Source organism: Enterobacter sp. SA197 (genome assembly GCF_054131575.1).
On sequence record NZ_CP096393.1, the window covers coordinates 1,210,680 to 1,236,220 of the forward strand.

General features: G+C 55.5%; 22 protein-coding genes and 1 other annotated feature. Of the genes, 11 read left to right on the forward strand and 11 right to left on the reverse strand.

Going from position 1 to position 25,541, the window contains the following annotated elements:
- The first annotated feature begins 11 nt into the window (after nucleotides 1–11).
- From M1D91_RS05470 to M1D91_RS05510, 9 genes are all read left to right on the forward strand, one after another.
- Nucleotides 12–389 (forward strand): DUF454 family protein, encoded by a 378-nt coding sequence (locus tag M1D91_RS05470; protein ID WP_437432522.1) that lies wholly within the window; start codon nucleotides 12–14, stop codon nucleotides 387–389.
- A gap of 149 nt (nucleotides 390–538) precedes the next feature.
- Nucleotides 539–1,090, forward strand: a complete 552-nt coding sequence (apt, locus tag M1D91_RS05475) for an adenine phosphoribosyltransferase (RefSeq protein ID WP_437432523.1) — start codon at nucleotides 539–541, stop codon at nucleotides 1,088–1,090.
- 87 nt (nucleotides 1,091–1,177) lie between these two features.
- A complete protein-coding gene (gene dnaX, locus M1D91_RS05480; protein ID WP_437432524.1) occupies nucleotides 1,178–3,112 on the forward strand; it encodes a DNA polymerase III subunit gamma/tau in 1,935 nt (644 codons plus the stop codon).
- Nucleotides 2,445–2,509: a sequence feature (DnaX frameshifting element), on the forward strand. Its footprint overlaps the gene before it by 65 nt.
- 54 nt (nucleotides 3,113–3,166) lie before the next feature.
- Nucleotides 3,167–3,499 (forward strand): YbaB/EbfC family nucleoid-associated protein, encoded by a 333-nt coding sequence (locus M1D91_RS05485; protein ID WP_044184788.1) that lies wholly within the window; start codon nucleotides 3,167–3,169, stop codon nucleotides 3,497–3,499.
- The gene (gene recR, locus M1D91_RS05490; protein WP_437432525.1) at nucleotides 3,499–4,104 is read left to right on the forward strand and encodes a recombination mediator RecR; all 606 of its coding nucleotides are present in this window, start codon (nucleotides 3,499–3,501) and stop codon (nucleotides 4,102–4,104) included. The genes M1D91_RS05485 and recR overlap by 1 nt, the downstream gene beginning before the upstream one ends.
- Nucleotides 4,105–4,210: 106 nt before the next feature.
- Nucleotides 4,211–6,085, forward strand: a complete 1,875-nt coding sequence (htpG, locus tag M1D91_RS05495; RefSeq protein WP_437432526.1) for a molecular chaperone HtpG — start codon at nucleotides 4,211–4,213, stop codon at nucleotides 6,083–6,085.
- 225 nt (nucleotides 6,086–6,310) lie between these two features.
- A complete protein-coding gene (adk, locus tag M1D91_RS05500) occupies nucleotides 6,311–6,955 on the forward strand; it encodes an adenylate kinase (protein WP_437432527.1) in 645 nt (214 codons plus the stop codon).
- Between the two features lie 112 nt (nucleotides 6,956–7,067).
- Nucleotides 7,068–8,030 (forward strand): ferrochelatase, encoded by a 963-nt coding sequence (hemH, locus tag M1D91_RS05505; RefSeq protein ID WP_437432528.1) that lies wholly within the window; start codon nucleotides 7,068–7,070, stop codon nucleotides 8,028–8,030.
- A gap of 63 nt (nucleotides 8,031–8,093) precedes the next feature.
- Complete coding sequence (locus tag M1D91_RS05510; RefSeq protein ID WP_437432529.1) at nucleotides 8,094–9,398, forward strand: inosine/guanosine kinase; 1,305 nt, start codon at nucleotides 8,094–8,096, stop codon at nucleotides 9,396–9,398.
- Nucleotides 9,399–9,527: 129 nt separating this feature from the next.
- Here M1D91_RS05510 and ybaL read toward each other — a convergent pair whose 3' ends face one another.
- Nucleotides 9,528–11,204 carry a YbaL family putative K(+) efflux transporter gene (ybaL, locus tag M1D91_RS05515; RefSeq protein WP_437432530.1) on the reverse strand — a complete coding sequence of 559 codons (1,677 nt, stop codon included), beginning with the start codon at nucleotides 11,202–11,204 and terminating at the stop codon, nucleotides 9,528–9,530.
- A gap of 232 nt (nucleotides 11,205–11,436) precedes the next feature.
- Nucleotides 11,437–12,657 carry an MFS transporter gene (locus M1D91_RS05520; RefSeq protein ID WP_437432531.1) on the reverse strand — a complete coding sequence of 407 codons (1,221 nt, stop codon included), beginning with the start codon at nucleotides 12,655–12,657 and terminating at the stop codon, nucleotides 11,437–11,439.
- Nucleotides 12,658–12,825: 168 nt separating this feature from the next.
- On the opposite strand from M1D91_RS05520, the gene ushA reads away from it, so the two are divergent.
- Nucleotides 12,826–14,478, forward strand: coding sequence for a bifunctional UDP-sugar hydrolase/5'-nucleotidase UshA (gene ushA / locus M1D91_RS05525; RefSeq protein ID WP_437432532.1), 1,653 nt, complete (start codon nucleotides 12,826–12,828; stop codon nucleotides 14,476–14,478).
- 456 nt (nucleotides 14,479–14,934) lie between these two features.
- On the opposite strand, the gene ybaK is transcribed toward ushA, so the two are convergent.
- The 3 genes from ybaK to copA form a co-directional block, all read right to left on the reverse strand.
- A complete protein-coding gene (gene ybaK, locus M1D91_RS05530; protein WP_437432533.1) occupies nucleotides 14,935–15,414 on the reverse strand; it encodes a Cys-tRNA(Pro)/Cys-tRNA(Cys) deacylase YbaK in 480 nt (159 codons plus the stop codon).
- Nucleotides 15,415–15,597: 183 nt separating this feature from the next.
- The gene (locus M1D91_RS05535; RefSeq protein ID WP_437432534.1) at nucleotides 15,598–16,398 is read right to left on the reverse strand and encodes a TraB/GumN family protein; all 801 of its coding nucleotides are present in this window, start codon (nucleotides 16,396–16,398) and stop codon (nucleotides 15,598–15,600) included.
- Nucleotides 16,399–16,476: 78 nt separating this feature from the next.
- Complete coding sequence (copA, locus tag M1D91_RS05540; RefSeq protein ID WP_437432535.1) at nucleotides 16,477–18,978, reverse strand: copper-exporting P-type ATPase CopA; 2,502 nt, start codon at nucleotides 18,976–18,978, stop codon at nucleotides 16,477–16,479.
- A 168-nt stretch (nucleotides 18,979–19,146) separates the two neighbouring features.
- On the opposite strand from copA, the gene cueR reads away from it, so the two are divergent.
- Nucleotides 19,147–19,557 carry a Cu(I)-responsive transcriptional regulator gene (gene cueR, locus M1D91_RS05545; RefSeq protein ID WP_437432536.1) on the forward strand — a complete coding sequence of 137 codons (411 nt, stop codon included), beginning with the start codon at nucleotides 19,147–19,149 and terminating at the stop codon, nucleotides 19,555–19,557.
- On the opposite strand, the gene M1D91_RS05550 is transcribed toward cueR, so the two are convergent.
- The 6 genes from M1D91_RS05550 to M1D91_RS05575 form a co-directional block, all read right to left on the reverse strand.
- On the reverse strand, nucleotides 19,547–20,257 hold the full coding sequence (locus tag M1D91_RS05550) for a DUF3142 domain-containing protein (protein ID WP_437432537.1): 711 nt from the start codon (nucleotides 20,255–20,257) through the stop codon (nucleotides 19,547–19,549). The two genes, cueR and M1D91_RS05550, sit on opposite strands and share 11 nt — an antisense overlap.
- Entirely contained in the window at nucleotides 20,227–22,386 is a 2,160-nt protein-coding gene (locus M1D91_RS05555) for a hypothetical protein (protein WP_437432538.1), read from the reverse strand. Before M1D91_RS05555 ends, M1D91_RS05550 begins: the two co-directional genes overlap by 31 nt.
- A 2-nt stretch (nucleotides 22,387–22,388) precedes the next feature.
- Entirely contained in the window at nucleotides 22,389–22,853 is a 465-nt protein-coding gene (locus tag M1D91_RS05560; protein WP_437432539.1) for an NfeD family protein, read from the reverse strand.
- Nucleotides 22,850–23,767 carry an SPFH domain-containing protein gene (locus M1D91_RS05565; RefSeq protein WP_437432540.1) on the reverse strand — a complete coding sequence of 306 codons (918 nt, stop codon included), beginning with the start codon at nucleotides 23,765–23,767 and terminating at the stop codon, nucleotides 22,850–22,852. The genes M1D91_RS05560 and M1D91_RS05565 overlap by 4 nt, the downstream gene beginning before the upstream one ends.
- 85 nt (nucleotides 23,768–23,852) lie before the next feature.
- Nucleotides 23,853–24,707, reverse strand: coding sequence for a tetratricopeptide repeat protein (locus tag M1D91_RS05570; RefSeq protein ID WP_437432541.1), 855 nt, complete (start codon nucleotides 24,705–24,707; stop codon nucleotides 23,853–23,855).
- A 57-nt stretch (nucleotides 24,708–24,764) separates the two neighbouring features.
- Nucleotides 24,765–25,532 (reverse strand): SDR family oxidoreductase, encoded by a 768-nt coding sequence (locus M1D91_RS05575; protein WP_437432542.1) that lies wholly within the window; start codon nucleotides 25,530–25,532, stop codon nucleotides 24,765–24,767.
- Between the last annotated feature and the right edge of the window lie 9 nt (nucleotides 25,533–25,541).

A 25,541-nucleotide genomic window follows, 5' to 3' on the forward strand; every position in this document is an offset into this window, starting at 1 on the left:
CGATTCGCATTATGAAACGAACTATTTTAATCATCATTGGCTGGGTGGCGGTAGTGCTCGGTACCCTGGGGGTGGTGTTGCCCCTGCTGCCAACCACGCCGTTTATCTTGCTGGCGGCCTGGTGTTTCGCGCGATCTTCTCCCCGTTTTCATGACTGGCTGCTTTACCGCTCCTGGTTTGGCGGCTATTTGCGCCACTGGCAACAGTACCGGGCAATGCCACCGGGCGCTAAGCCACGGGCCATCGCCGTTATTCTGGTGACCTTCGCCATTTCATTATGGCTGGTAAAGATGATGTGGGTACGGATCCTGCTTCTGGTCATTCTGAGCTGCCTGCTCATTTTTATGTGGCGTCTGCCCGTGATTGACGCAAAGCAACAAAAACCGTAAAGGGCAGTAATGGCAGTTGCAATTGTCGCGCTCAGCCAGTAAATTCTGGCGTTTTCGAGCACAGGTACGACTGGTTAAATGTTAACCGCAGGTTGCATTTAAATTCCCGGCGAGCCGTGAGTAATACCGTTTCTATCAGGCAAAAATCCATGACAGCGACTGCGCAGCAGCTTGAATTTCTAAAAAACAGCATCAAAAGCATTCAGGACTACCCGAAGCCGGGCATCCTGTTCCGTGATGTCACCAGTTTGCTGGAAGACCCCAGGGCTTACGCCCTCAGCATTCAACTGCTGGTTGAGCGTTTCAAAGACGCCGGGGTCACCAAAGTAGTAGGGACCGAAGCGCGTGGCTTCCTTTTCGGTGCGCCCGTCGCACTGGGTCTGGGCGTCGGTTTCGTACCCGTGCGCAAACCGCGTAAACTGCCACGAGAAACCATCGCGGAAAGCTATGAACTGGAGTACGGCACCGATCAGTTAGAAATCCACGTCGATGCCATCCAGGCTGGTGACAAAGTGCTGGTTGTAGACGATCTGCTGGCAACCGGCGGCACCATCGAAGCCACCGTAAAATTGATTCGTCGCCTCGGCGGTGAAGTGAACGACGCGGCATTCATCATTAATCTGTTCGATCTGGGCGGTGAACAGCGTCTGGAAAAACAGGGTATCACCTGTTACAGCTTAGTGCCTTTCCCGGGGCATTAATCCCCCGTCCCACAACCTCGCCCAATGGGTGAGGTTGTGTTAGCATTCCCCCAATCAATTCACCTTCCAGCGTTTCAGAGCCTGCCAATGAGTTATCAGGTCCTTGCCCGTAAATGGCGACCCCAAACTTTCGCGAGCGTTGTCGGCCAGGAGCATGTGCTCACTGCTCTGGCGAACGGCCTCACCTCGGGACGCATCCATCATGCTTACCTGTTTTCCGGTACGCGTGGTGTTGGTAAAACCTCTATCGCCCGACTACTGGCGAAGGGGCTGAACTGCGAAACGGGAATTACTGCCACACCTTGTGGTGTATGTGACAACTGCCGTGAGATAGAGCAGGGGCGTTTCGTTGATCTGATTGAAATCGATGCCGCGTCTCGCACCAAAGTAGAAGATACCCGCGATCTGCTGGATAACGTGCAATATGCGCCAGCCCGGGGGCGGTTCAAAGTCTATCTTATTGATGAAGTGCACATGCTCTCGCGTCACAGCTTCAATGCACTGCTGAAAACGCTTGAAGAGCCGCCCGCGCACGTGAAGTTTTTGCTGGCGACGACCGATCCGCAAAAGCTGCCGGTTACTATTCTGTCACGCTGCCTGCAGTTTCATCTCAAGGCGCTGGATGTCGATCAGATTCGCCAGCAGCTTGAGCACATTCTTGACGAAGAAAAGATCCCCCATGAAACCCGTGCGCTTCAGCTTATTGCACGTGCAGCAGACGGCAGTCTGCGTGACGCGCTGAGCCTCACCGACCAGGCGATTGCCAGCGGTGATGGCAACCTGAGCGCTCAGGTGGTGAGCACTATGCTCGGCACGCTTAATGATGACCAGGCGCTGGCCCTCATTGAAGCTATTGTTGCTGCCGATGGTGAGCGGGCGATGACACTGGTGAACGACGCCGCGTCGCGGGGCGTCGAGTGGGAAGCCTTGCTGGTGGAAATGCAAATGCTGATGCACCGGATTGCTATGGTGCAGCTCACACCTGCCGCCTTAGGCAGCGACATGGCCGCTATTGAGCAACGGATGCGTGAACTGGCGCGGATTATTCCGCCTACTGATGTTCAGCTCTATTACCAGACGCTGCTGATTGGCCGCAAAGAGTTGCCCTATGCACCGGACAGGCGCATGGGAATGGAGATGACTCTGCTGCGGGCGCTGGCGTTTCATCCACGTGAACCGCTTGCGGTGCCTGATGCACCTCAGCATACTTTTGCCCCGGTCGCCCCGACGGCTGTACTGACCCAGCCGCAGATCGCGCCCCGGTCAGAAGCCGTGGCGCCGCAACCACAGCATGATACCGCACTGCCTGAAACCACGAACCAGGTGCTGGCTGCCCGTCGCCAGCTCCAGCGCGCTCAGGGAGCGGACAAAGCAAAAAAGAGTGAACCGGCAGCCGCATCCCGCGTGCGGCCGGTGAATAACAGTGCCCTGGAAAGACTGGCCTCGATAACCGAACGGGTGCAATCCCGGCCGGCAGCCTCCGCGCAGGCCGACGTACCGGTTAAAAAAGAGGCCTATCGCTGGAAAGCGACGACGGTTGTTGACGAGGTCAAAGAAGCGGTCGCGACACCAAAGGCATTGAAGAAAGCGCTTGAGCATGAAAAAACGCCCGAGCTTGCCAAAAAGCTGGCTGAAGAGTCGATTGAGCGCGACCCCTGGGCGGCGGAGGTGAGCAAACTCACCCTGCCTAAGCTGGTTGAACAGGTAGCCCTGAACGCCTGGAAAGAGCAGGAAGAGAACCGAATTTTACTGCATTTGCGATCGGGTCAGCGTCACCTGAATTCAGCATCGGCGCAAAAGACCCTTGCGGATGCGTTGAGCGGCTTTTACGGCATGCCGGTTGAATTGACTATCATTGAAGATGATAATCCGGCGGTGCGAACTCCGCTGGAGTGGCGACAAGCCATCTATGAAGAAAAACTTGCGCAAGCGCGTGAGGCGATTATTGCGGATAACAATATCCAGACGCTGCGCCGATTTTTTGATGCAGATCTGGATGAAGAGAGTATTCGTCCCCTTTGATTGCAGGTCTGACTTGCGGTCATCCTTAACTACGACTTACTGAGAGAAAAGCCTATGTTTGGTGGAAAAGGCGGTCTGGGCAATCTGATGAAACAGGCCCAGCAGATGCAAGAAAAGATGCAGCAGATGCAGGAAGAGATCGCGAAGCTGGAAGTTACCGGTGAGTCCGGCGCGGGCCTGGTGAAGGTGACCATTAATGGCGCGCATAACTGCCGTCGCGTTGAAATCGATCCAAGCCTCCTCGAAGACGACAAAGAGATGCTCGAAGATCTGGTTGCCGCAGCGTTCAACGATGCTGCCCGTCGCATCGAAGAGACGCAGAAAGAAAAAATGGCCTCTGTATCCTCCGGAATGCAGCTGCCGCCAGGCTTTAAGATGCCGTTCTGATGCAAACCAGTCCGCTGTTAACGCAGCTTATGGAAGCGTTGCGCTGTCTGCCGGGCGTTGGTCCGAAGTCAGCGCAACGCATGGCGTTTACGCTTTTGCAGCGCGATCGCAGCGGCGGAATGCGCCTGGCGCAGGCACTGACCCGCGCCATGTCTGAAATTGGTCATTGTGCCGACTGCCGTACCTTCACCGAGCAGGAGATCTGCAACATTTGCAGTAATCCCCGTCGCCAGGAGAATGGGCAGATTTGCGTGGTAGAGAGCCCGGCAGATATTTATGCCATCGAGCAGACCGGGCAGTTTTCCGGTCGCTACTTCGTTTTGATGGGGCATCTCTCGCCACTGGACGGTATCGGACCGGATGATATTGGTCTGGACAGGCTGGAACAGCGTCTGGAGGCGGAAACGCTGAGCGAAGTGATCCTTGCCACCAACCCGACGGTGGAAGGTGAAGCCACGGCAAACTACATTGCCGAACTGTGTGCGCAATATGAAGTAGAAGCCAGCCGTATCGCGCATGGTGTACCGGTCGGCGGCGAACTGGAAATGGTAGACGGCACCACGCTGTCTCACTCTTTGGCCGGTCGTCACAAGATTAAATTCTGACCAAACGGAGGCTGCGCTGTCGGCCTCCGCTTGAAAATACCTTTCGTTAACCCCATCTCCCCTTCAACGCTTTTTTACTCATATGGCATTGTTGAGGTCGACGTAGATGAAAGGACAAGAAACCCGCGGTTTCCAGTCAGAAGTGAAACAACTTCTGCACCTGATGATCCATTCCCTGTATTCCAATAAAGAAATCTTCCTGCGCGAGTTAATCTCTAACGCGTCGGATGCGGCGGATAAACTGCGTTTTCGCGCGCTCTCCAAACCGGAGCTGTACGAAGGGGATGGCGAACTGCGCGTTCGCGTCTCTTTCAATAAAGAGAACCGCACGCTGACCATCGCGGATAACGGCATCGGCATGAATCGCGATGAAGTGATCGAAAACCTGGGCACCATTGCGAAGTCGGGAACCAAATCTTTCCTGGAGTCTATGGGATCTGACCAGGCGAAAGACAGCCAGTTGATTGGTCAGTTTGGTGTGGGCTTCTACTCCGCGTTTATCGTTGCAGACAAGGTCTCCGTTCGCACGCGTGCTGCGGGTGAAAGCGCAGAAAACGGCGTGTTCTGGGAATCCCAGGGCGAAGGTGAGTACACCGTTGCCGATATCACCAAAGAAGAGCGTGGTACAGAAATCACCCTGCACCTGCGTGAAGGCGAAGATGATTTCCTCGACGACTGGCGTGTGCGCTCCGTTATCAGCAAATACTCTGACCACATCGCACTGCCGGTTGAAATTGAAAAACAGGAAGAAGTTGACGGCGAGACCGTGGTTTCCTGGGAAAAGATCAACAAAGCGCAGGCGCTGTGGACCCGCAGCAAGTCTGAGATTAAAGACGAAGAGTACAACGAGTTTTACAAACACATTGCTCACGACTTTACCGACCCGTTGGCTTGGAGCCATAACCGCGTGGAAGGGAAGCAGGAGTACACCAGCCTGCTGTTTATCCCGTCACAGGCACCGTGGGACATGTGGAACCGTGACCATAAGCATGGACTGAAACTGTATGTGCAGCGCGTGTTTATTATGGATGACGCTGAGCAGTTTATGCCGAACTACCTGCGTTTCGTCCGTGGTCTTATCGATTCCAACGATCTGCCGCTGAACGTCTCCCGTGAAATCCTGCAGGACAGCAGCGTCACCCGTAACCTGCGTAATGCGCTGACCAAACGTGCGCTGCAGATGCTGGAAAAACTGGCAAAAGATGACGCGGAAAAATATCAGGGCTTCTGGAAACAGTTTGGTCTGGTGTTAAAAGAAGGCCCGGCGGAAGATAATGCCAACCAGCAGACTATCGCTAAACTGCTGCGCTTTGCTTCCACTCATATTGACTCTTCAGAACAGACCGTGTCGCTGGATGACTATGTCGCGCGCATGAAAGAGGGTCAGGAGAAGATTTACTACATTACCGCCGACAGCTATGCCGCTGCCAAGAGCAGCCCGCATCTGGAACTATTGCGTAAAAAAGGCATTGAAGTTCTGCTGCTCTCCGACCGTATCGACGAGTGGATGATGAGCTATCTGACAGAGTTTGACGGTAAATCTTTCCAGTCCGTCTCCAAAGCGGATGAGTCTCTGGATAAGCTGGCCGATGAAGTAGATGAAAGCGTGAAGGAGGCGGAGAAAGCCCTTGAGCCTTTCGTTGAGCGCGTGAAAACCCTGCTCGGCGAGCGTGTTAAAGAGGTGCGCCTGACGCATCGCCTGACCGATACGCCAGCGATTGTTACCACCGACAATGACGAAATGAGCACCCAGATGGCAAAACTGTTTGCCGCAGCGGGCCAGGCCGTCCCGGAAGTGAAGTATATTTTTGAACTGAACCCGGATCATCCGCTGGTAAAACGCGCGGCGGATACCACGGATGAAGGGCAGTTCAGCGAGTGGGTTGAACTGCTGATGGATCAAGCGTTGTTTGCAGAGCGCGGCACGCTGGAAGACCCGAACCAGTTTATCCGCCGCATGAACCAGCTCCTGCTGGCGTAATATCCTGCTTACCCAGACCTTCTTCCGGCGGGAGAGGGTCCGGGTGCCAGTTTTCCCGCTCTGCCCGTGAAATTGGGCGGAGCGGGCATCAAATCTCATTAATTCCACAATAACTGCGCCACTAACCGTTTCAGCCCTTTCGCCTTCCTTGAGCCATCGCCGTTCTGGTGGTATCGTTTAGCGCTTTTTTGAAAATTTGAACCGACATTTGAGGGGATTTCCGCAATGCGTATTATTCTGCTTGGCGCTCCGGGCGCGGGTAAAGGAACTCAGGCACAGTTCATTATGGAGAAATACGGTATTCCGCAAATCTCCACGGGCGACATGCTCCGTGCTGCTGTGAAATCTGGCAGTGAGCTGGGCAAGCAAGCGAAAGACATCATGGACGCCGGCAAGCTGGTGACGGATGAACTGGTTATCGCGCTGGTCAAAGAGCGCATTACTCAGGAAGATTGCCGCAACGGTTTCCTGCTTGACGGCTTCCCACGTACTATCCCTCAGGCTGATGCCATGAAAGAAGCGGGCATCAAGGTTGATTACGTACTGGAGTTCGACGTACCTGACGAGCTGATCGTTGACCGTATTATCGGTCGTCGCGTACACGCGGCGTCTGGTCGTGTATACCACATCAAATTCAATCCACCGAAAGTGGAAGGTAAAGACGATGTGACCGGCGAAGAGCTGACCACCCGTAAAGATGACCAGGAAGAGACCGTGCGTAAACGTCTGGTCGAGTACCATCAGATGACGGCACCGCTGATTGGTTATTATCAGAACGAAGCGAAATCTGGCAACACCCGTTACGCTAAAGTTGACGGCACCAAAGCCGTGAGCGACGTTCGCGCCGAACTGGAAAAGATCCTCGGCTAAGTTCTCTCCTCCCCGGCGCCCGCCGGGGATGCTTTATCAATCGCTGCAATTGGTTTCGTTTCCGCGCTTTTCAGTTACAATCATTAACCAGTTCAATGGTTAAGAGGCGCGAATGAGTCAGGCGAAAACAGGTATTCTGCTGGCCAATCTTGGTACCCCAGAAGCACCCACTCCCGATGCGGTAAAACGCTATCTCCGGCAATTTTTAAGCGACCGTCGTGTCGTCGATACCTCTCGTCTGCTGTGGTGGCCGCTGCTGCGCGGTGTGATTTTGCCCATTCGCTCCCCGCGTGTTGCCAAACTCTACCAGTCCGTCTGGATGGAAGAGGGCTCACCACTCATGGTCTTCAGCCGCAGGCAGCAGCAGGCGCTGGCCGCGCGTCTTGCGCAGGTGCCCGTAGCGCTTGGAATGAGCTATGGTAAGCCGTCGCTGGAAAGTGCCGTTGATGAGTTGCTGGCGCAGGATGTTGAACACATTATCGTTCTGCCGCTCTACCCGCAGTTTTCCTGCTCAACCGTGGGGGCCGTGTGGGATGAACTGGGGCGGATTCTGGGCAGGAAGCGTTCCATTCCGGGGATCTCCTTCATCCGTGATTATGCCGACGATCAGGCCTATATTACGGCGCTGGCTAACAGCGTACGTGCTTCTTTTGCCCGCCACGGTGAACCGGACCTGCTACTGCTCTCATACCACGGTATTCCTCAGCGTTACGCCGATGAAGGGGACGATTACCCCCAGCGCTGCCGTGATACGACCCGGGAACTGGTTTCTGCCCTGGCCCTGCCGCCGGAAAAAGTGATGATGACCTTCCAGTCGCGTTTTGGCCGCGAACCCTGGCTGACACCTTACACTGACGAAACCATGAAAATGTTAGGTGAGAAAGGGGTGAAGCATATCCAGGTCATGAGTCCGGGTTTTGCAGCGGATTGCCTGGAGACACTGGAAGAAATTGCGGTGCAGAACCGGGAGTTCTTCCTTGAGGCGGGCGGTGAAAAATACGAGTACATTCCCGCGCTTAATGACTCGCCGGATCATATCGAAATGATGGTCAGTCTTACGGAGAAATATCGCTGATCGCCTGCCGGACCGGGAATGTGCTACCATTCCCGGCCCACTTCTCACCCCGTAATGAAGACCATGAAATTTCCCGGTAAGCGTAAATCCAAACACTACTTTCCCGTTAATGCCCGCGATCCGCTGCTGCAACAAATCCAGCCTGAAAATGAGACCAGCGCCACCTGGGTGGTGGGTATCGACCAGACGCTGGTAGATATTGAAGCAAAAGTGGATGATGCCTTTATTGCCCGATACGGGCTGAGTGCCGGCCATTCTTTGGTGATAAGCGATGACGTGGCGGAAGCGCTGTATCAGGAGCTGGTGCGCGACAACCTGATTACGCACCAGTTTGCGGGCGGCACTATCGGCAACACCATGCACAACTACTCCGTGCTGGCGGATGACCGTTCCGTTTTGCTGGGGGTGATGTGCAATAACATTGAAATTGGCAGCTATGCCTATCGCTACCTGTGCAATACCTCCAGCCGCACCGATCTTAACTATCTGCAGGGTGTTGATGGCGCCATTGGGCGCTGCTTTACGCTTATCAGCGACTCCGGCGAGCGGACGTTTGCCATCAGTCCCGGACAGATGAATCAACTGCGCGCAGACAGCATCCCGGAATCGGTTATTGCCGGTGCCTCTGCGCTGGTACTGACTTCCTACCTGGTGCGCTGCAACCCCGGAGAACCCATGCCGGAAGCGACCATGCAGGCCGTGGCCTACGCTAAAAAACATAACGTACCGGTAGTCCTGACCCTGGGGACGAAATACGTGATTGCCGACAATCCGCAGTGGTGGCGCGACTTTTTGAAGGCGCATGTCTCCATTCTGGCCATGAACGAAGAAGAAGCCTACGCGCTGACCGGCGAAAGTGACCCGCTGGTGGCATCTGACAAAGCGCTGGACTGGGTGGATCTGGTGCTGTGTACCGCAGGCCCGATTGGTCTTTACATGGCGGGCTTTACCGAAGATGAAGCGAAACGTAAAACCCAGCATCCGTTGTTGCCAGGGGCAATTGCCGAGTTTAACCAGTATGAGTTCAGCCGCGCGATGCGCCATCAAGACTGCGTCAATCCGCTGAGGATCTTCTCGCACATCGCGCCCTATATGGGCGGGCCGGAAAAAATCATGAACACCAACGGAGCGGGTGATGGCGCGCTGGCCGCCCTGCTGCATGACATTACGGCGAATAACTATCACCGCCTTAATGTACCCAATTCCAGTAAACACAATTTCACCTGGCTGACCTACTCATCGCTGGCGCAGGTGTGCAAATACGCTAATCGCGTCAGCTATCAGGTGCTGAACCAGCATGCGCCACGTTTATCGCGCGGCCTGCCAGAGCGGGAAGACAGTCTGGAAGAGTCCTACTGGGCACGATAATCTCCCCTCACCCCGGCCCTCTCCCCAAAGGGGCGAGGGTGAAAATCAGCCAGGGCTGGATTGCGAAAGATGTGCACCGGTCAGTTCCCTCTCCCTATGGGGAGAGGGTGAGGGGCAAAGACAGAAGCGCTACCCCGTTACTGCCTCTTCAGTCGGCGGCTTTGCCAGCAGTGTCAGCATGGTATTGGCAATCTCACGCTCGCCCATTACCACCTGACTGGCCCCACGCTCCATGATGTAATCCACCTCATCATCGTAATGTGCGCGGGCGATGATCTCGATACCCGGGCATTTCTCACGTGCGGTGGTCACAATTTCACCGGCCTCATAGCCGTTTGGAATGGTCAAAAGCAGCCAGCGCGCGCAATCCAGGTGCGCCAGATTCATGATCTCTTCATTGGCCGCATTCCCTAATACTGCGCGGATCCCGCGTGCCCGAAGTTCATCCACCCGGGTGCGAGAGGTTTCAATCACCACCAGTGGAATCCCCTGTTCCATTAACTTCTCGCCGAGCAGGCTGCCGACGCGGCCAAAGCCCACCAGCAGCGCATGGTTGCAGATGTCCACCGGGATCTGCTTCTCTTCTTCGGTCGCCTCTTCCAGCGTCTGCTCTTCAAGGGTTTCGGTTTTATCGAGGTATTTTTCCAGCACGGTGAACAGCACCGGATTCAGCATAATCGAGAGAATAGCACCCGCCAGCACAAGGTTCTGGCCTGCCTGAGGCAGGAGATCCAGCGCCATCCCGAGGCCTGCCAGAATAAAGGCGAATTCACCGATTTGCGCAAGGCTGGCAGCGATGGTCAGGGCGGTGCGCGGTGAGTGCCCAAACATACGTACCAGGAAAAATGCCGCCACTGATTTACCAAAGATGATAATAGCCAGCGTGCCCAGCACCGCCAGCGGCTGATTAATCAATACCAGTGGGTCAAACAGCATACCGACCGAGACGAAGAAGAGTACCGCAAACGCATCCCGCAGCGGCAGGGTATCGTGCGCCGCCCGGTGGCTGAGTTCTGACTCGTTCAGTACCATCCCGGCGAAGAACGCACCCAGCGCAAAGGAGACGTCAAAGAGTTCGACGGCGCCAAACGCGATGCCCAGGGCCAGGGCCAGTACCGATAGCGTAAAGAGTTCACGCGAACCGGTGGCGGCGCTTCGCGCCATGATCCACGGCACCAGACGGCGACCCACCAGCATCATAATGGCGATGAAGGCGACCACTTTGCCGATGGTAATCCCCATATCAACGGCGAGTGTGGCTAACCCAACGTTCCCTTTCTCGACCATCCCGGCGACAGCGGGGAGCAGTACCAGGGTCAGCACCATCACCAGATCTTCAACAATCAACCAGCCGATGGCGATTTGTCCACGCTGGCTGTCAATCAGTTGTCGGCCTTCAAGCGCGCGTAACAGCACCACGGTGCTGGCGGTTGAAAGACAAAGTCCAAACACGATGCCGGTCATCAGTGACCAGCCCAGTGCAGCGGAGAGCGCCATACCCAGGAGTGTGGCAACAGCGATCTGCGCTATGGCTCCGGGGATGGCGATGGACTTTACCGCCATCAAATCCTTTAATGAAAAATGCAGACCCACGCCAAACATCAATAAAATAACGCCCAGTTCCGCCAGCTCAGATGCGAGCTTAGTGTCCGCCACAAAGCCTGGGGTGAACGGTCCGGCCAGTACGCCCGCAAGCAGATAACCCACCAGCGGTGAAATTCGTAGTTTATTGGCAAGCATACCGAGGATAAAAGCGAGAACAAGCCCGCCCACAATGGTGGTGATTAGCGGTGTGGCGTGATGCATTCCGTCTCCTTTCGTTGATGCGTGGATCCATTTTGGTTGATTAACCAAAACCCAGGTTACAGTTTATGACAATTTTAACCATTGTGTTTGTGAATAATTGTTGAATGTTGAAGAAAATGACACGTTGGGCGAAAAAAGAGGGGGTGATGGCCTGGAAAAACAGAGTTCGTTGGGTAAGGGCTTGCCCGCAAGCGAACTGCGGAGGCAAAGCAAGACTTTGCCCCCGGAGAAACTACCCTTTATGACGGTTATCGGGCAGGAATATGGTCAGAATTCCCAGTAATGGCAGGTAAGCACATATTTTATAGACCAAATCGATGCTGGTATGGTCAGCAATAACGCCCAGTACCGCAGCACCAAGGCCTCCCATACCGAAAGCAAAACCGAAAAAGAGTCCAGAAACCATACCTATACGCCCCGGTAACAGCTCCTGGGCATAGACCAGAATGGCAGAAAAGGCCGAAGCCAGGACAAAACCAATAATGACCGTTAAAACACCGGTCCAGAAGAGGGTTGCATAGGGTAAAAGAAGGGTGAAAGGAGCAACGCCAAGGATAGAGCCCCAAATTACATATTTTCTTCCAATCTTATCACCGACAGGCCCGCCAATTACCGTGCCCGCAGCCACCGCAAATAAGAAGATAAACAGATGCATCTGCGCGCTCTGCACCGTTAAATCGAACTTATTCATCAGATAAAAAGTGAAATAGCTGCTGATGCTCGCCATATAGAAGTATTTCGAGAAAATCAGCACGAGCAGTACGCAAACGGCCAGAATGACTTTGTTACGAGGCAAGGGATTTATTACCGGGGATGATTTTTTACCCGAATTCACCCGGTGCTGAGCGGCGTACCACCGGCTCACCTGCGCCAGGACTACGATGGCCAGCAGTGCGGCAAGTACAAACCATGCCACATTCCCCTTGCCATAGGGGGCAATCACGATAGCAGCCAGCAGTGGCCCTAACGAGCTACCAAAATTCCCCCCCACCTGAAAGATGGACTGCGCCAGACCATGACGCCCACCGGACGCCATACGAGCCACGCGCGAAGACTCCGGATGAAAGACCGAAGAGCCGGTTCCCACCAGCGCCGCAGCAACCAGCACGGCACTAAAGCTTCCCGCCAGTGCCAGCAGGACCAGGCCGCAAAGGGTAAAGCACATGCCAATCGGCAGGGACCAGGGCATCGGATGTTTATCCGTCCAGTAACCCACCACCGGCTGTAGCAAAGATGAAGAGAGCTGGAAGGTAAGCGTAATCATCCCAATCTGCATAAACGAGAGCGAAAACTCCCCCTGCAGGATGGGATAAATCGCCAGGATCAGCGACTGAATCATATCATTTAACAGATGTGAGACGCTGATGGCCCCAAGAATGCCAAAAGAGGTGCGCGTTTTTACAGCCGACCCGGACGGCGCGGTCAGCGGTTGAGGGTTTTCACTGATTGCCATAAAGACTCTGTCTTAGTTTGCGATGTAAAAAGTATCGGAACTGTAATAATTATCTGGCTAACATACCCGCCCTTAAGGTTTGAAGGAAGTCGCAATTCTGAAAACTTATTTGTCTATTCTTGCAATGGACAGTACTTTTGCGGTTGTTAATGAATCAGGGAGAGAAACGTGAAATTGTTAAAAAAAAGCAGGGTGCTGGCGATTCTGGCAGCACTGAGTCTGGCAAGCACTCAGGTACAGGCTTACGAGCAGGATAAAACCAATAAGGTCACTATTCTGCATACCAACGACCATCATGGTCATTTCTGGCGCAGCGACTACGGCGAGTATGGCCTGTCGGCACAAAAAACGCTGGTGGACAGTATTCGCAAAGAGGTCGCAGCCGATGGCGGTAGCGTATTACTGCTCTCCGGTGGCGACATCAATACCGGCGTACCGGAGTCCGATCTCCAGGATGCCGAACCCGATTTTCGTGGCATGAACCTGATTGGGTATGACGCGATGGCGGTGGGTAACCATGAGTTCGATAACCCTATGAGCGTTCTGCGTCAGCAGGAAAAATGGGCAAAGTTCCCGTTCCTCTCTGCCAATATCTATCAAAAAAGCACCAACGAGCGCCTCTTCAAACCCTGGATGATTTTTGACCGGCAGGGACTGAAAATTGCGGTGATCGGGCTAACCACTGACGACACGGCAAAAATCGGGAACCCTGAATTCTTCACCGACATTGAATTTCGCAAACCGGCTGAAGAAGCGAAGCTGGTTATCGATGAGCTCAATCAGACGCAGAAACCGGATGTGATCATCGCCGCCACGCATATGGGGCACTACGACAACGGCGAGCATGGTTCTAACGCGCCAGGCGACGTGGAGATGGCCCGCAGCCTGCCAAAAGGTGCACTGGCAATGATTGTCGGTGGGCACTCGCAGGACCCGGTCTGCATGGCCTCTGAGAATAAAAAACAGGTGGATTATGTGCCCGGCACACCGTGTGCACCGGATCAACAAAACGGCATCTGGATAGTTCAGGCGCATGAGTGGGGCAAATATGTAGGGCGCGCTGATTTTGAGTTCCGTAATGGCGAAATGAAAATGGTGCATTATCAGCTCATTCCGGTGAACCTGAAAAAGAAAATCACCTACGACAACGGCAAAAGTGAGCGCGTACTCTTTACCCCTGAAATTCAGGAAAATCCGCAGATGCTCTCGCTGTTAACGCCTTTTCAGAACAAAGGTAAAGCGCAGCTTGAGGTCAAGGTTGGCAGTGTGAATGGCCACCTTGAAGGTGACCGCAGTAAAGTTCGCTTCGTACAAACGAACCTGGCGCGCGTGATTCTGGCCGCACAGATGGCGCGTACCAGTGCCGATCTGGCGGTGATGAGCGGGGGCGGGGTGCGTGACTCCATTGAGGCGGGCGACATCACCTACAAAGATGTGCTGAAAGTGCAGCCCTTTGGTAACACCCTGGTCTATGCGGACATGGACGGTAAAGCGCTGAGCGACTACCTGACCGCCGTGGCGAAAATGAAGCCAGACTCCGGTGCGTACCCGCAGTTTGCCAACGTCAGTTTTGTCGCAAAAGACGGTGTGCTCAATGATCTCAAAATCAAAGGTGAACCGATTGATCCGGCAAAAACCTACCGTCTGGCAACGTTGAGCTTTAACGCCACCGGCGGTGACGGCTACCCGCATATCGACGATAAACCGGGCTATGTGAATACCGGCTTTATTGATGCTGAGGTGCTCAAAGAGTTTATTCAGAAAAACTCGCCGCTGGATGTAAATGCATACGAGCCGAAAGGCGAAGTGAGCTGGCAGTAACAGGACGGTGTGAGGGATCCCGACAAAAAAATGCGGGCATGGACGCTTCCCTCGCCCCACCGGGGTGAGGGAAACATGCGGCTCTGAGGGGTATTCCGTTCACCCTATGTTTATTGCTTCTCTGTCGCTCCAGAACCCGTGAACGTGCCAGGCCGATTCATCGCCACCGCCCTGGTGACCCGGGCTCCCGGCCAGGAAAATCGCCGCTGGCGCGGTCAACTTAGCTTCTTCTTCAGGCTTATCGGGGACGGGCGAAGGTAACGTCCGTGTAACGTCGCCCTCGCCGCGCATGCCTGTGCGGCGCCCCGGCCTTACGGATACGCGTCGTCGATTTTCAGCCGGACCCAGTCATCGCGGTGACGGTTTTATTCCCATTACGCAGTGTCATCCCTGCAAAACATAATATTACTGAGGTTCCCTCAGCCTTCGGATGAGGGAATAAAGCTGTACGAAATCTTACTCACGACGCGCGATATCGGCAAATTTTGCATCAAGGATGCTCGCCAGATCGCTTGCCGCCAGTTCAATATCTAACCCGCGTTTGCCACCGGAAACATAGACGGTGGCAAATTCCTGCGCCGGGGCGTCAATCACCGTGGGAAGCCGTTTTTTCTGCCCCAGTGGACTGATACCGCCCACCAGATATCCCGTAATACGTTGAGCCACCCCGGGATCGGCCATATCCACCTTCTTGGCTCCTAAGGCTTTCGCCACTTTTTTCAGATCCAGAAGCCCGGCGACGGGGGTAACGGCGACGGCAAGATGCTTCATATCGCCGTTGATCGCCACCAGCAGGGTTTTATAGACCTGATCGGGGTTGAGGCCCAGTTTGCGCACCACCTCATCACCAAAATTGGTTTCATTCGGGTCATGGTCGTAAGCGTGGATCTGAAACGGGATCTTATTTTTTTCGAGTAACTTAACGGCGGGGGTCATAGCAATCCTTTAAATCACGTTATTTCATCAGAACAGCATACGCCCGCCGGTGAGGGCAAAAATAGTACTATCTTGCGCAAGAGTATTGGCAGTGGCAAAAGTTTGAGCGACAATCTTGCCACCCGGAGCGTAAGCCCCGGCATAATAATAAAAGTGAAATTCCTCTTTGACGGGCCAATACACTTATTGGCCATTTTTTTGCCGCAACAGCGCCGGCAAATTCCCTTCACCATAAAGATGTAACGCCCCCGCAGCCACCACATAATGACCCGGCGGTAAGGCATCCAATCGCTCGCACCAGGCCCGGTTGCGCTGATGCATCAGGACATCATGCAGCGACGCGCTAAAGGTCGTTGGCAGGGTTAAAGGCGATTCGTGCGGAGGGGATTCCAGCCACCAGCTCAACATTACCTGCAGCAGGCGTGCATTTTCATGCCAGTGGGTAAGGGTATCCTGTAACAGTTCATTGCCGCCGTCCGCAAGACCAAGCAGGATGCCTACCTGATTCTCGGTACCCTCCAGTTCGATGACCGGTATCGCGTAAGCTTGCGCGGACTGCAGGAGCTGATAATCAATCCCAAATTCCGGGCGAAGTCCCAGCCGCTGCGCCTGTGTCGCCTGCAATACCAGCGCAATGTGCCATGCCGGGCGGGTATCAAACTCCTCTCGCGGCAGGCCTAACGAGCCCAGTGTTTCATCGAACGCCGTAAGCTGTTCAGCGGACAGTCGCTCCACCAGCGGCGGGCAGACGGGAAGATCTAAAAAAGGGGAGCCACTGCCTGCAACGTCAGCTTCAACGAGCAGGGCGTCAGCGTCACGTAACTTTTGCAGGAGGCCAGCGGGCAGGGGAGACATGCCCTGCGTGCCCATATGAATGCTGCCCACCAGATGAAGGTGGCGGTTACCGCGCAGGGTAATGTCAATGGCAGGCCAGGCATAATGGCGCGCACGAAAGAAATGTTTTATTCGCTGAAACAGCCTCATACGCGCTTCCCGAAGAGAAAACGCCATGCTAGCGCGTAGGGGAGAAAGGTGCAAACCCCGCCAGCACGGCGGGGAGGCTTACTCTTTTGGCGTGAAGCGCAGCAGCCGGTTGGCGTTACTGACAACCGTAATGGATGAGAGCGCCATCGCCGCCCCTGCAACCACGGGGTTCAGTAAGGTGCCGGTGAGCGGCCATAAAATCCCGGCGGCGATGGGGATCCCCAGCGCGTTGTAGACAAAGGCACCAAGCAGGTTCTGCTTCATGTTGCGCAGGGTCGCTCTGGAAATCGCCAGCGCATCGGCCACACCCGTCAGGCTGTGACGCATCAGGGTAATCGAGGCGGTTTCAATGGCCACATCGCTGCCACCCCCCATCGCAATGCCCACTTCCGCCTGCGCCAGGGCGGGCGCATCGTTGATCCCGTCTCCTGTCATCGCCACCCGGCAACCTTCCGCCTGCAGTTTCTTAATGGCTTCGGCTTTGCCATCCGGCAGTACCCCGGCAATCACATCATCAATACCCACCTCCCTGGCAATGGCGTTGGCCGTGATGGGATTGTCTCCGGTGAGCATGACCAGGCGATAGCCCGCACGGTGCAGACGCTGCAAGGCGCTCACGCTGTCATCACGCAGTGGATCACGAATAGCAAACAGTGCGGCAGCCCTGCCATCGACCGCCAGTAGCACCGGCGTCGCGCCCTGAGACGCCTGCGCATCGATCTCACCGAACAGTGCATCCAGACCCACGTTCTGCCCGGCCAACAACGCTTGATTGCCCAGCAGCAAGGTGCTCCCCTGTGCCTCGCCGCTGACGCCAAGCCCGCGCAGAGTGCGGAAGTTCTTTACCTCCGGCAGCACGCTGTCGCCCGCTTTTTCAATAATCGCTTTTCCCAGCGGGTGGCTGGAGCCTTGTTCCAGCGCAGCGGCAAAGGCAATGACCTGCTCTTCGCTGAATCCGTTGACGGTTTTAACCGCCACCACCTGCGGCATGCCGCGCGTCAGGGTGCCGGTTTTATCAAACACCAGCGTGTCCAGCGTGCTGGCACGTTGCAGGGCATCGGCGTCGCGTACCAGCACGCCAAACTCTGCCGCCCGACCCACGCCGGAAATGATAGACATGGGGGTCGCCAGCCCAAGTGCGCACGGGCAGGCGATGATCAACACCGTGGTCGTAATCACCAGGGTATAAACGATTTGAGGCGCAGGGCCAAAGAGATACCAGAGTGCGCCGCTCAATAGCGCAATGGCGACGACCACCGGTACGAAGATGGCCGAGATTCTGTCCGCAAGCTGGCCGATTTCCGGCTTACTGCTTTGTGCCTGGCGCACCATACGAATAATGCGCGACAACGTGGTGTGGCTGCCAACGGCGCTGGCGGTGAACAACACGCTCCCATCCTGCACTACTGTCCCGGCGTGGATGCCATCGCCGGCGCTTTTTTCCTGCGGCACCGGCTCCCCGGTCAGCATGGCTTCATCGAACCAGGCCTCGCCCTGTGTGATAGTGCCATCAACCGGTACACGATCGCCGGTAGTCAGGCGCAGCGTCATCCCCGGTTGCACTTGCGCGAGGGGCACACTGGTTTCGCCCTGTTCCGTGACGACACGTGCGGTGGGCGGCGTTAAATCCAGCAGCTTTTCCAGTGCTTTTGATGACCGCTGGCGGGCGCGGGCTTCGAGCATATGGCCAAGATTAATCAGACCGATGATCATCGCGCTCGCTTCATAATAGAGATGGCGGGCTTCCATCGGGAACCACTGCGGCCAGAGGTTGACGCTCATCGAATAAAGCCATGCCGCGCCAGTGCCGAGCGCGACCAGGGTATCCATGGTGGCGGTGCCATTGGTCAGGCTTTTCCAGGCGCTGCGGTAGAAATGGCCGCCAGCCACCACCATCACCGCCAGCGTAAGTACGCCGATGCACAGCCACAGGGTGCGGTTTTCAGCCGTGACCATCATGTTATCGCCGAGCATACCCCAGACCATTACCGGCACGCCCAGCAGCAGGGCGACAATGGCCTGCCAGCGGAAACGTCGCATGGTGGCGACCGCCGTTTCCTGCTGGCGCGCCCGGCGTTTCATATCATCCTCAATGGCTTCCGCACCGTATCCTGCGTTTTCAACGGCGTGGACTAAATCAGCGGCGGAGGCACTGCCCATGATTAGCGCAGAGCGCTCCGCGAGGTTAACCCGTGCCTGCGTGACCCCCGGTACTGCCTGCAAGGCTTTCTGTACCCGGGAGACACAACTGGCGCAGCTCATGCCGTTGATTAAAAGTTGTTGGCTGTCATCAAGGTCATCAACTACCGGAAGCTCAGGAGTGGCCGCTGTCAGTGCTTCCGACGGGAGTGATGACTCTGCCAGCGGTTTAGCCTTTGGGTGGCTGACGCTCGCGTCGTACCCGGCCTGCTTGATGGTGTCGATCAGCGCAGACGCCTCTGCACTGCCGGTGATTTGCGCATGCGTAATGGTGACTTCAGCCTGCTCGACATCGTCACGTTGCTCCAGGCTCTCTTTCACCCGTTTGACGCAGTGCCCGCAGGACAGCCCGTCCAGATCCAGCTCTATAATGTGAGACATAATTTATTTCCTGTATGATTGGTCGTGTATACCCTAACGCATTCACGTTGCAGCCAACGCACATGCGACGTGAAGTATGACGGGTATAAACATTGACCTGGTTAATCACGTGTACTGATTGAAGAACAGGTTAAACCTTCCATCAAGGGGAAGGTCAAGGGGGGAAAGGTGAATATCAGTATTGTGGCCAAAAAAACCGGGCTGACCAGTAAAGCGATCCGCTTTTATGAAGATAAAGGTCTGGTGACACCGCCGATTCGCGGCGAAAATGGTTATCGCAGTTACACCCAGCAGCAGGTCAACGAATTGACGCTGTTACGCCAGGCGCGACAGGTGGGGTTTAACCTCGAAGAGTGCGGCGAACTGGTAAATCTGTTTAACGATCCGGCCCGCCATAGCGCTGACGTAAAAGCGCGCACGTTGCAAAAGGTCGCTGAAATTGAGCGTCACATTGTGGAGCTGGAAGCGATGCGTAAGCAACTGCTCTCGCTGGCAGATGCCTGCCCCGGCGATGAGGGCGCGGAGTGCCCCATTATCGAAAATCTTTCGGGTTGCTGCCGGCACAACGCTAACGCCTGACGGGATTCACCATAAAAACCACAGTACCCCGGTAGTGTTCTGAGAAGTGGGGTACTCGCGTCGTATCCCACTCGCCACCCTGCACCAGCCCCAGCTTAAAAGGGATACGCAGCCCGCTGAGGGCAGGGAGATATTCGCTGTAATTGGGCACGGTTTTCCGGCCCTGGTAACTCTGAATCACCAGTTCATCTACAGGCAATGTGTTCAGCACATCGATGTTGCCGGTTTTCGCCCAGTCGAGTAAGCCGGTGACCCCAAGTGCATACTGCGAGGGGAGCTGGGTTCGTACCCGCCTGAGGAAAACCGCGTAGTTATCCAGTCTGTGCGAGGCGGCATCAAAGTCTATCTGTAACCCGACCACGTGATTTCCCGCGCTCTGCCAGTTATCGAGTAACCTGGTCATGCGCTGCAAAAACGCATCCGGCACGTCGAGCGTTTCGATGCGTACCGTCAGCCAGAGCTGAGGGAAGATAAGCTGGCTGACCGGAAGGCCAACTTTCTGAAATACCACCCCGGAGGGGCGCTGCACAATTTCTGCCTGATGCAGATAGAGGGTCTGCGCACCTTTCAGCGCGGTGCTCGGTTTCACCCCCGACCACAGCCAGAATGCACGGTGCGCTTCGGCGTTCACTGCCGCACGGGTTGCGTGCGGCAGTAGCAGCGCAGTAATTACCAGTAATATTTGAGCTGTTGTGCCCACGGGCTGCCTGGATAGCGTTGTTTGAGCTGAGTGAACCACGCTTTGCGCTGCGCCTTGTCCACCTCTTTGCCGCCACAGTCGTTATACCCGGATGGGGCATAGCACATTACTGCGCGGTAGAGGGCAAAGCTTTTATCTTCCGGTTCGGCTTTGCTGTTTGCGATGATCTGCATGTAAAAGCCCTGGCGATCGGGCTCTCCGCTCTCCCGCGCTTTATCCACCGCGCTATCCAGCATGTCGTTGCCATGCGAATCACTCATGTCATCCACGCGGGCCTGGGTGGCGCGGAAAAACTCACCGAGGCAGTTTAATGCATGTGGGTCCTGCGGATTTTGCGCCAGTACGCCCACGGTTTTTTCCAGCGAAGCACAATGATAATCGCGCTCTGCCTGCTCCCCGTTCCAGCCGAAAACCGTCAGGTCGACATCGGCAAACGCTTTATCAATCACCGGCTGAGTAATATGGCTGTTGAGCTTTTTATCGTCCAGCCAGCGTTTATACTCCCCGTGGAGGAGGCCTTTAATAAGCAGCGTATGCAGGGCGATGGTGCGTTCTTCATTGTTCGGGCCGTTGACAACCTGTTCACGCAGACGCTCCGGCGTTGCGAGGGTTTTCAGCACCAGTGCACGGTAGCGCAGGTTTTTCACTTCGCTGTCGGCGGCAAAGATGGCATCGACATTGCCGCTCAGCGCTTCCGTGGCTGCCACTTTAGCCTGCAGGTACTGCTGCTGTTCAACGTCTTTGCTCAGTTTAAGCAAATGCAGCCAGTGGGCGCGGGCCTGGGGCCACTGCTTTTGCGCCATCAGCGCTTCGCCGTAAAGCACCTGTTCACTGAACAGCAGGATGTTGTTTTCGGGCAATGTCTCTGCCGGTTTTATTGCCGCGACGATCCCGGCATACTTCTCCTGCTGATAATCGCGTTTCAGGGTCAAGTAGCGCCACAGACCGAGGGAATTGTGTTTCTCAAAGATGGGCTTGATGTGCTGCAGATAGGCGTCGTCCACGCAGGGCGCGCGGTCACTGCAGGTTGTGGCACGCATCAGGCGCAGGGCCTGCGTAAAAGTAATGAGCGGGGCATCCGGCGCGCTGGCGAAGTAGCTGTCGTACTGCGTCAGGTCTTTACTTTGCATTTTGCTGTCATTTTCGGCAACCAGCGCCACCAGTGCGTCGCCGTCCTCCGCCTGCAATAACGCCGTTTCATACAGAGCGGCCAGCGTGTCCCACTCCTCAAGATACCAGTTTATGCGGCGCAACAGCCCCCGGGTGGATGCGGCATAGTCGCCGTCTGGCCAGTGTTCCAGATAGGCACTGGCAAAGCTTCGGGCCTCTCCGGCGGCAGTTTTATCGATTTTTTTGACATCAAAATCGCCATATTCACCGTTGGCATTAACGGTGCTTTGGTTAAGCGCGGTACGCATCAGCATGTACGCTGCCGTTTCAGCCAGCCACGGCTGTTGTACCGCTTTCAGTCGGGTAAAGGCCGCGTTTGCCTCGGCATACTCGCCTGAATAGAAATCATTGGCCGCGAGCAGGTAATCTCGAAAATGGGCGGCAGCAGAGTCCTCGCTGGCGTTCAGTGTTGGCAGCGCGGTAAGCTCAGTAACCTCGCCGGGTATCTGAAGGCGGGCTCTGGCAAGTGCTGTACGCTGCTCCGGGGTAAGCGACGGCTCCGCCAGCAGCGCCGCATAAAAGTGTGAAACGGAATCGCGGTTATTAGAAACAAAGCGTCCTTCAGCCTCATTGCCATTCAGGGTGGTCTCTTTTATCAGCTCCGGCGGCAACGCGAGCTGCCTGAGCTGGTCGCCAAGCGTTGTGTCTTCGGCGGGGGCGCTTTGAGTGGAGGCCGGAGCGTTGTACCACTCCTCGGTATGATCACCAAAATAGTAATGACGGCTGCGGGTCACATCATCGGGCAGTGGCTGGCGCAGCGGTGTGAGCGCTCGCTTTTCACCCACCAGACGCAGCAGATTATCACGGGTATCATTGTCAATAGTCAGCACCGGTGGGCTGGAGAGATAGCAGCCTTCAGCCCCCCACGGGCAACTGTCCATATCTGAAGAGGCAAATGCGTTTGCGCTGGCAAGCGCGGTGGCGAGAAAAATCCCGATTCCTGTTTTTAATGTCTGCATTGTTATTGGTTTTCTGAGTAGAGTCTGATGCGAAGCGTAATGCCTTCCACGGCAACAACTTCAACGTTTGCGCCGGCGGGTAAATCGTTGCTGGCACTAACGGGCCAGGAGCTGTCGCCGACGCGCATGTGTCCACGCCCGTTGACCAGCGCATTATCAAGGGTAAATCGGCGGCCAACCAGTTGCTGCCCTCGTTGATTGAGGGCCGCATCTGCCGGTTTTTGGTCGCGCACGCGCTTTGAGAGCCAAAGCCACCAGAGCCAGGCGGCGGCAAGCGTCAGCAGGGCAAAGAGCACCCCCTGCCACTCCCAGCCCAAAGGCACGACCCACACCAGCAGGCCAGTGATGACCGCCGCCACGCCGCTCCAGAGCAGATAGCCATTGCCTCCGAGCATCTCGGCGGCCAGCAGCAGACCACCAAGACTTAGCCAGAAAATCCAGGCATGTTCAAACAGCAGGGCAATCATGGTTTATTCCGCTCACGGCTGTTCTCTTTGACCAGTTCGGCAATACCCGCAATTGACCCCATCAGACTGCTGGCATCAAGCGGCATCATGACCACTTTACTGTTATTGGCCGAGCCAATCTGTTGCAGGGCTTCAGTGTATTTCTGGGCCACAAAGTAGTTAATAGCCTGAACATCACCCGCGGCAATCGCTTCGGAGACCATTTTGGTCGCCCGTGCCTCTGCCTCTGCGGAACGCTCACGGGCCTCCGCTTCGAGGAAAGCAGACTGACGCTCGCCTTCCGCCTTCAGGATTTTTGCCTGCTTTTCACCTTCGGCTTTGACGATTTCTGCCTGACGAATCCCTTCTGCTTCAAGGATATACGCACGCTTGGTACGTTCCGCTTTCATCTGCGCGTTCATGGATGACACCAGCTCAGCTGGCGGGCGCACATCGCGGATCTCAATACGTGTGACTTTGATTCCCCAGGGGTTGGTGGCTTCATCCACAATATGCAGCAGACGGGTATTGATGCTGTCGCGCTGAGAGAGCATCTCGTCGAGCTCCATTGAACCCAGCACGGTACGGATGTTGGTCATCGTCAGGTTGATAATAGCCAGTTCCAGATTACTCACCTCATAGGCGGCTTTCGGGGCATCGATAACCTGTATAAAACAGACCGCATCAATGGTGACGTTGGCGTTATCTTTAGAGATGATTTCCTGGGACGGGATATCGAGAACCTGCTCCATCATATTGATCTTGCGACCAATCCTGTCCATAAAAGGTACAACAAGACTCAAGCCAGGTTGAAGGGAGCGGGTATAACGACCGAAGCGTTCTACGGTCCACTGATATCCCTGTGGCACAATTTTGACACCCGCACCCACAATAACCAGTGCGACGAAGATGAGAATGGGAATAACGAATAGCATCAAAAAAACCTCCTGTTTAATTTGATGCCATTCTAAACAAATTTGCGGATCATAACAGCGCGATCCCCAAATTTAGCAGGCGGGATCAGTAAAGCAGGGAGTAAAGCTGGCGGCGATACTTAGAGGCCAGCGCATCGCCGGTGCCGAGGGCTGCCAGGATTTCCTGCAACATTTTGCGCGCCTGGCCGTCAGCGGCACCGAGATCCTTACGCAGATGGCTGAACAACAGCTCCAGCGCCTCTTCGTTACGACCCACCTGGTGGAGCTGCAACGCCAGCTGCGTGGCGAGCTGCGCGTCGGCCGGGTTTTGCTCAACCTGCTGTTGCAGGAGCTGAATTTCAGGCGTATCGGCTGCCTGTTTGAGCAAGTCGATTTGCGCGACCAGCCCCTGATAGCGGGTATCCTGATCCTGTAAGGGGATCGTTTTCAGCACCGCTTCGGCCTCTTCTGAACGGTTGAGCGCAATCTGTGTTTCCGCCAGCAGCAGACCGATTTCGCTGTTTTGATTCGATAACTGCCAGGCCTCTTTCAGCAGCGGCAGCGCGTCGGCATAGTTGCCTTCCTGAATCAACTGCATTGCCTGCTGGGCTTTCAGCTCTTCTTCACGCGGCAGAACTTTATCGAGCAGGGCGCGAATCACCTCTTCCGGCTGCGGCCCCTGGAAACCATCGACCGGCTGACCATTCTGGAACAGGTAAACGGTGGGGATCGCACGCAGGCCAAACTGGGAGGCCAGCAGCTGCTCTGCGTCGCAATCCACCTTCGCCAGGATAAATTGCCCGTTATACTGCGCGGCCAGGCTTTCCAGTACCGGAGTCAGTTGCAGGCAGTGCTGACTGCGTTCAGACCAGAAGTAGAACAGCACCGGCACCGTGGCGGACTGCTCAAGAGTCTGGTGCAGATTTGCTTCGTTAATGTTGACGATGTTCTGTGCAGACATGGGCTTTCTCTGTTTAAGTGTTTAAGCATACATGGGGACAGGCGCTGCGCCTTCAACTCACCCGTGTAAAATTTTATCCATCATACGTGCCGGTAACAGGCGTTTAAGCAGGCTGACTACGTAGGTGACGACGGTTACCGGGTAGCGTAATTTCGGCGCTGGACTCTCAAAAGCATGGCGCACTTTAGCGACAACGGCCTCAGGGCCGAGGGTAAAGCGTGCGGCAATCCCTGGGTTTTCTACCGCTTTGTCGCTGGTCTGGTTGACGTTTTGTGTAAAGCGGGTACGAATGGGGCCAGGCTCAATCAGGCTCACTTTAATGCCGGAATGACGCAGCTCCATACGTAGGGCATCAGACCAGGCCTCCAGCGCGTATTTACTTGCCGCATAAGCGCCACGGCCTGGCGTTGAGATCAACCCCATCACGGAGGAGGTCATCACAATTCGCCCTTCGCCGTGGGGCAGCATGGCGGGCAACAGGCGCATGGTGAGCTGATGGGCGCCGAAAAAGTTGGCAGAAAATTGCTGTTCCATCTGTTCGCGGCTGATGCTTGTCAACGGGCCATAGACGCCATAACCCGCGTTGTTAAAAATACCATACAGCCGGTTGTCCGTCAGGGCGATCACCTCGCTGGCGGCGCGTTCCACGCTTTGCGGCGAGTCGAGATCCAACAGGACGCCGGTAAACCCGGCCTGATTCATCCGTTCCACATCATCGCTTTTGCGGCAGGCGGCCAGCACACGAAAGCCCTGACGCTTAAGCTCGTGGGCGCTCTCCAGACCAATTCCGCTGGAACATCCTGTTATTAAGACCGTTTTTTGCATAACTTTACC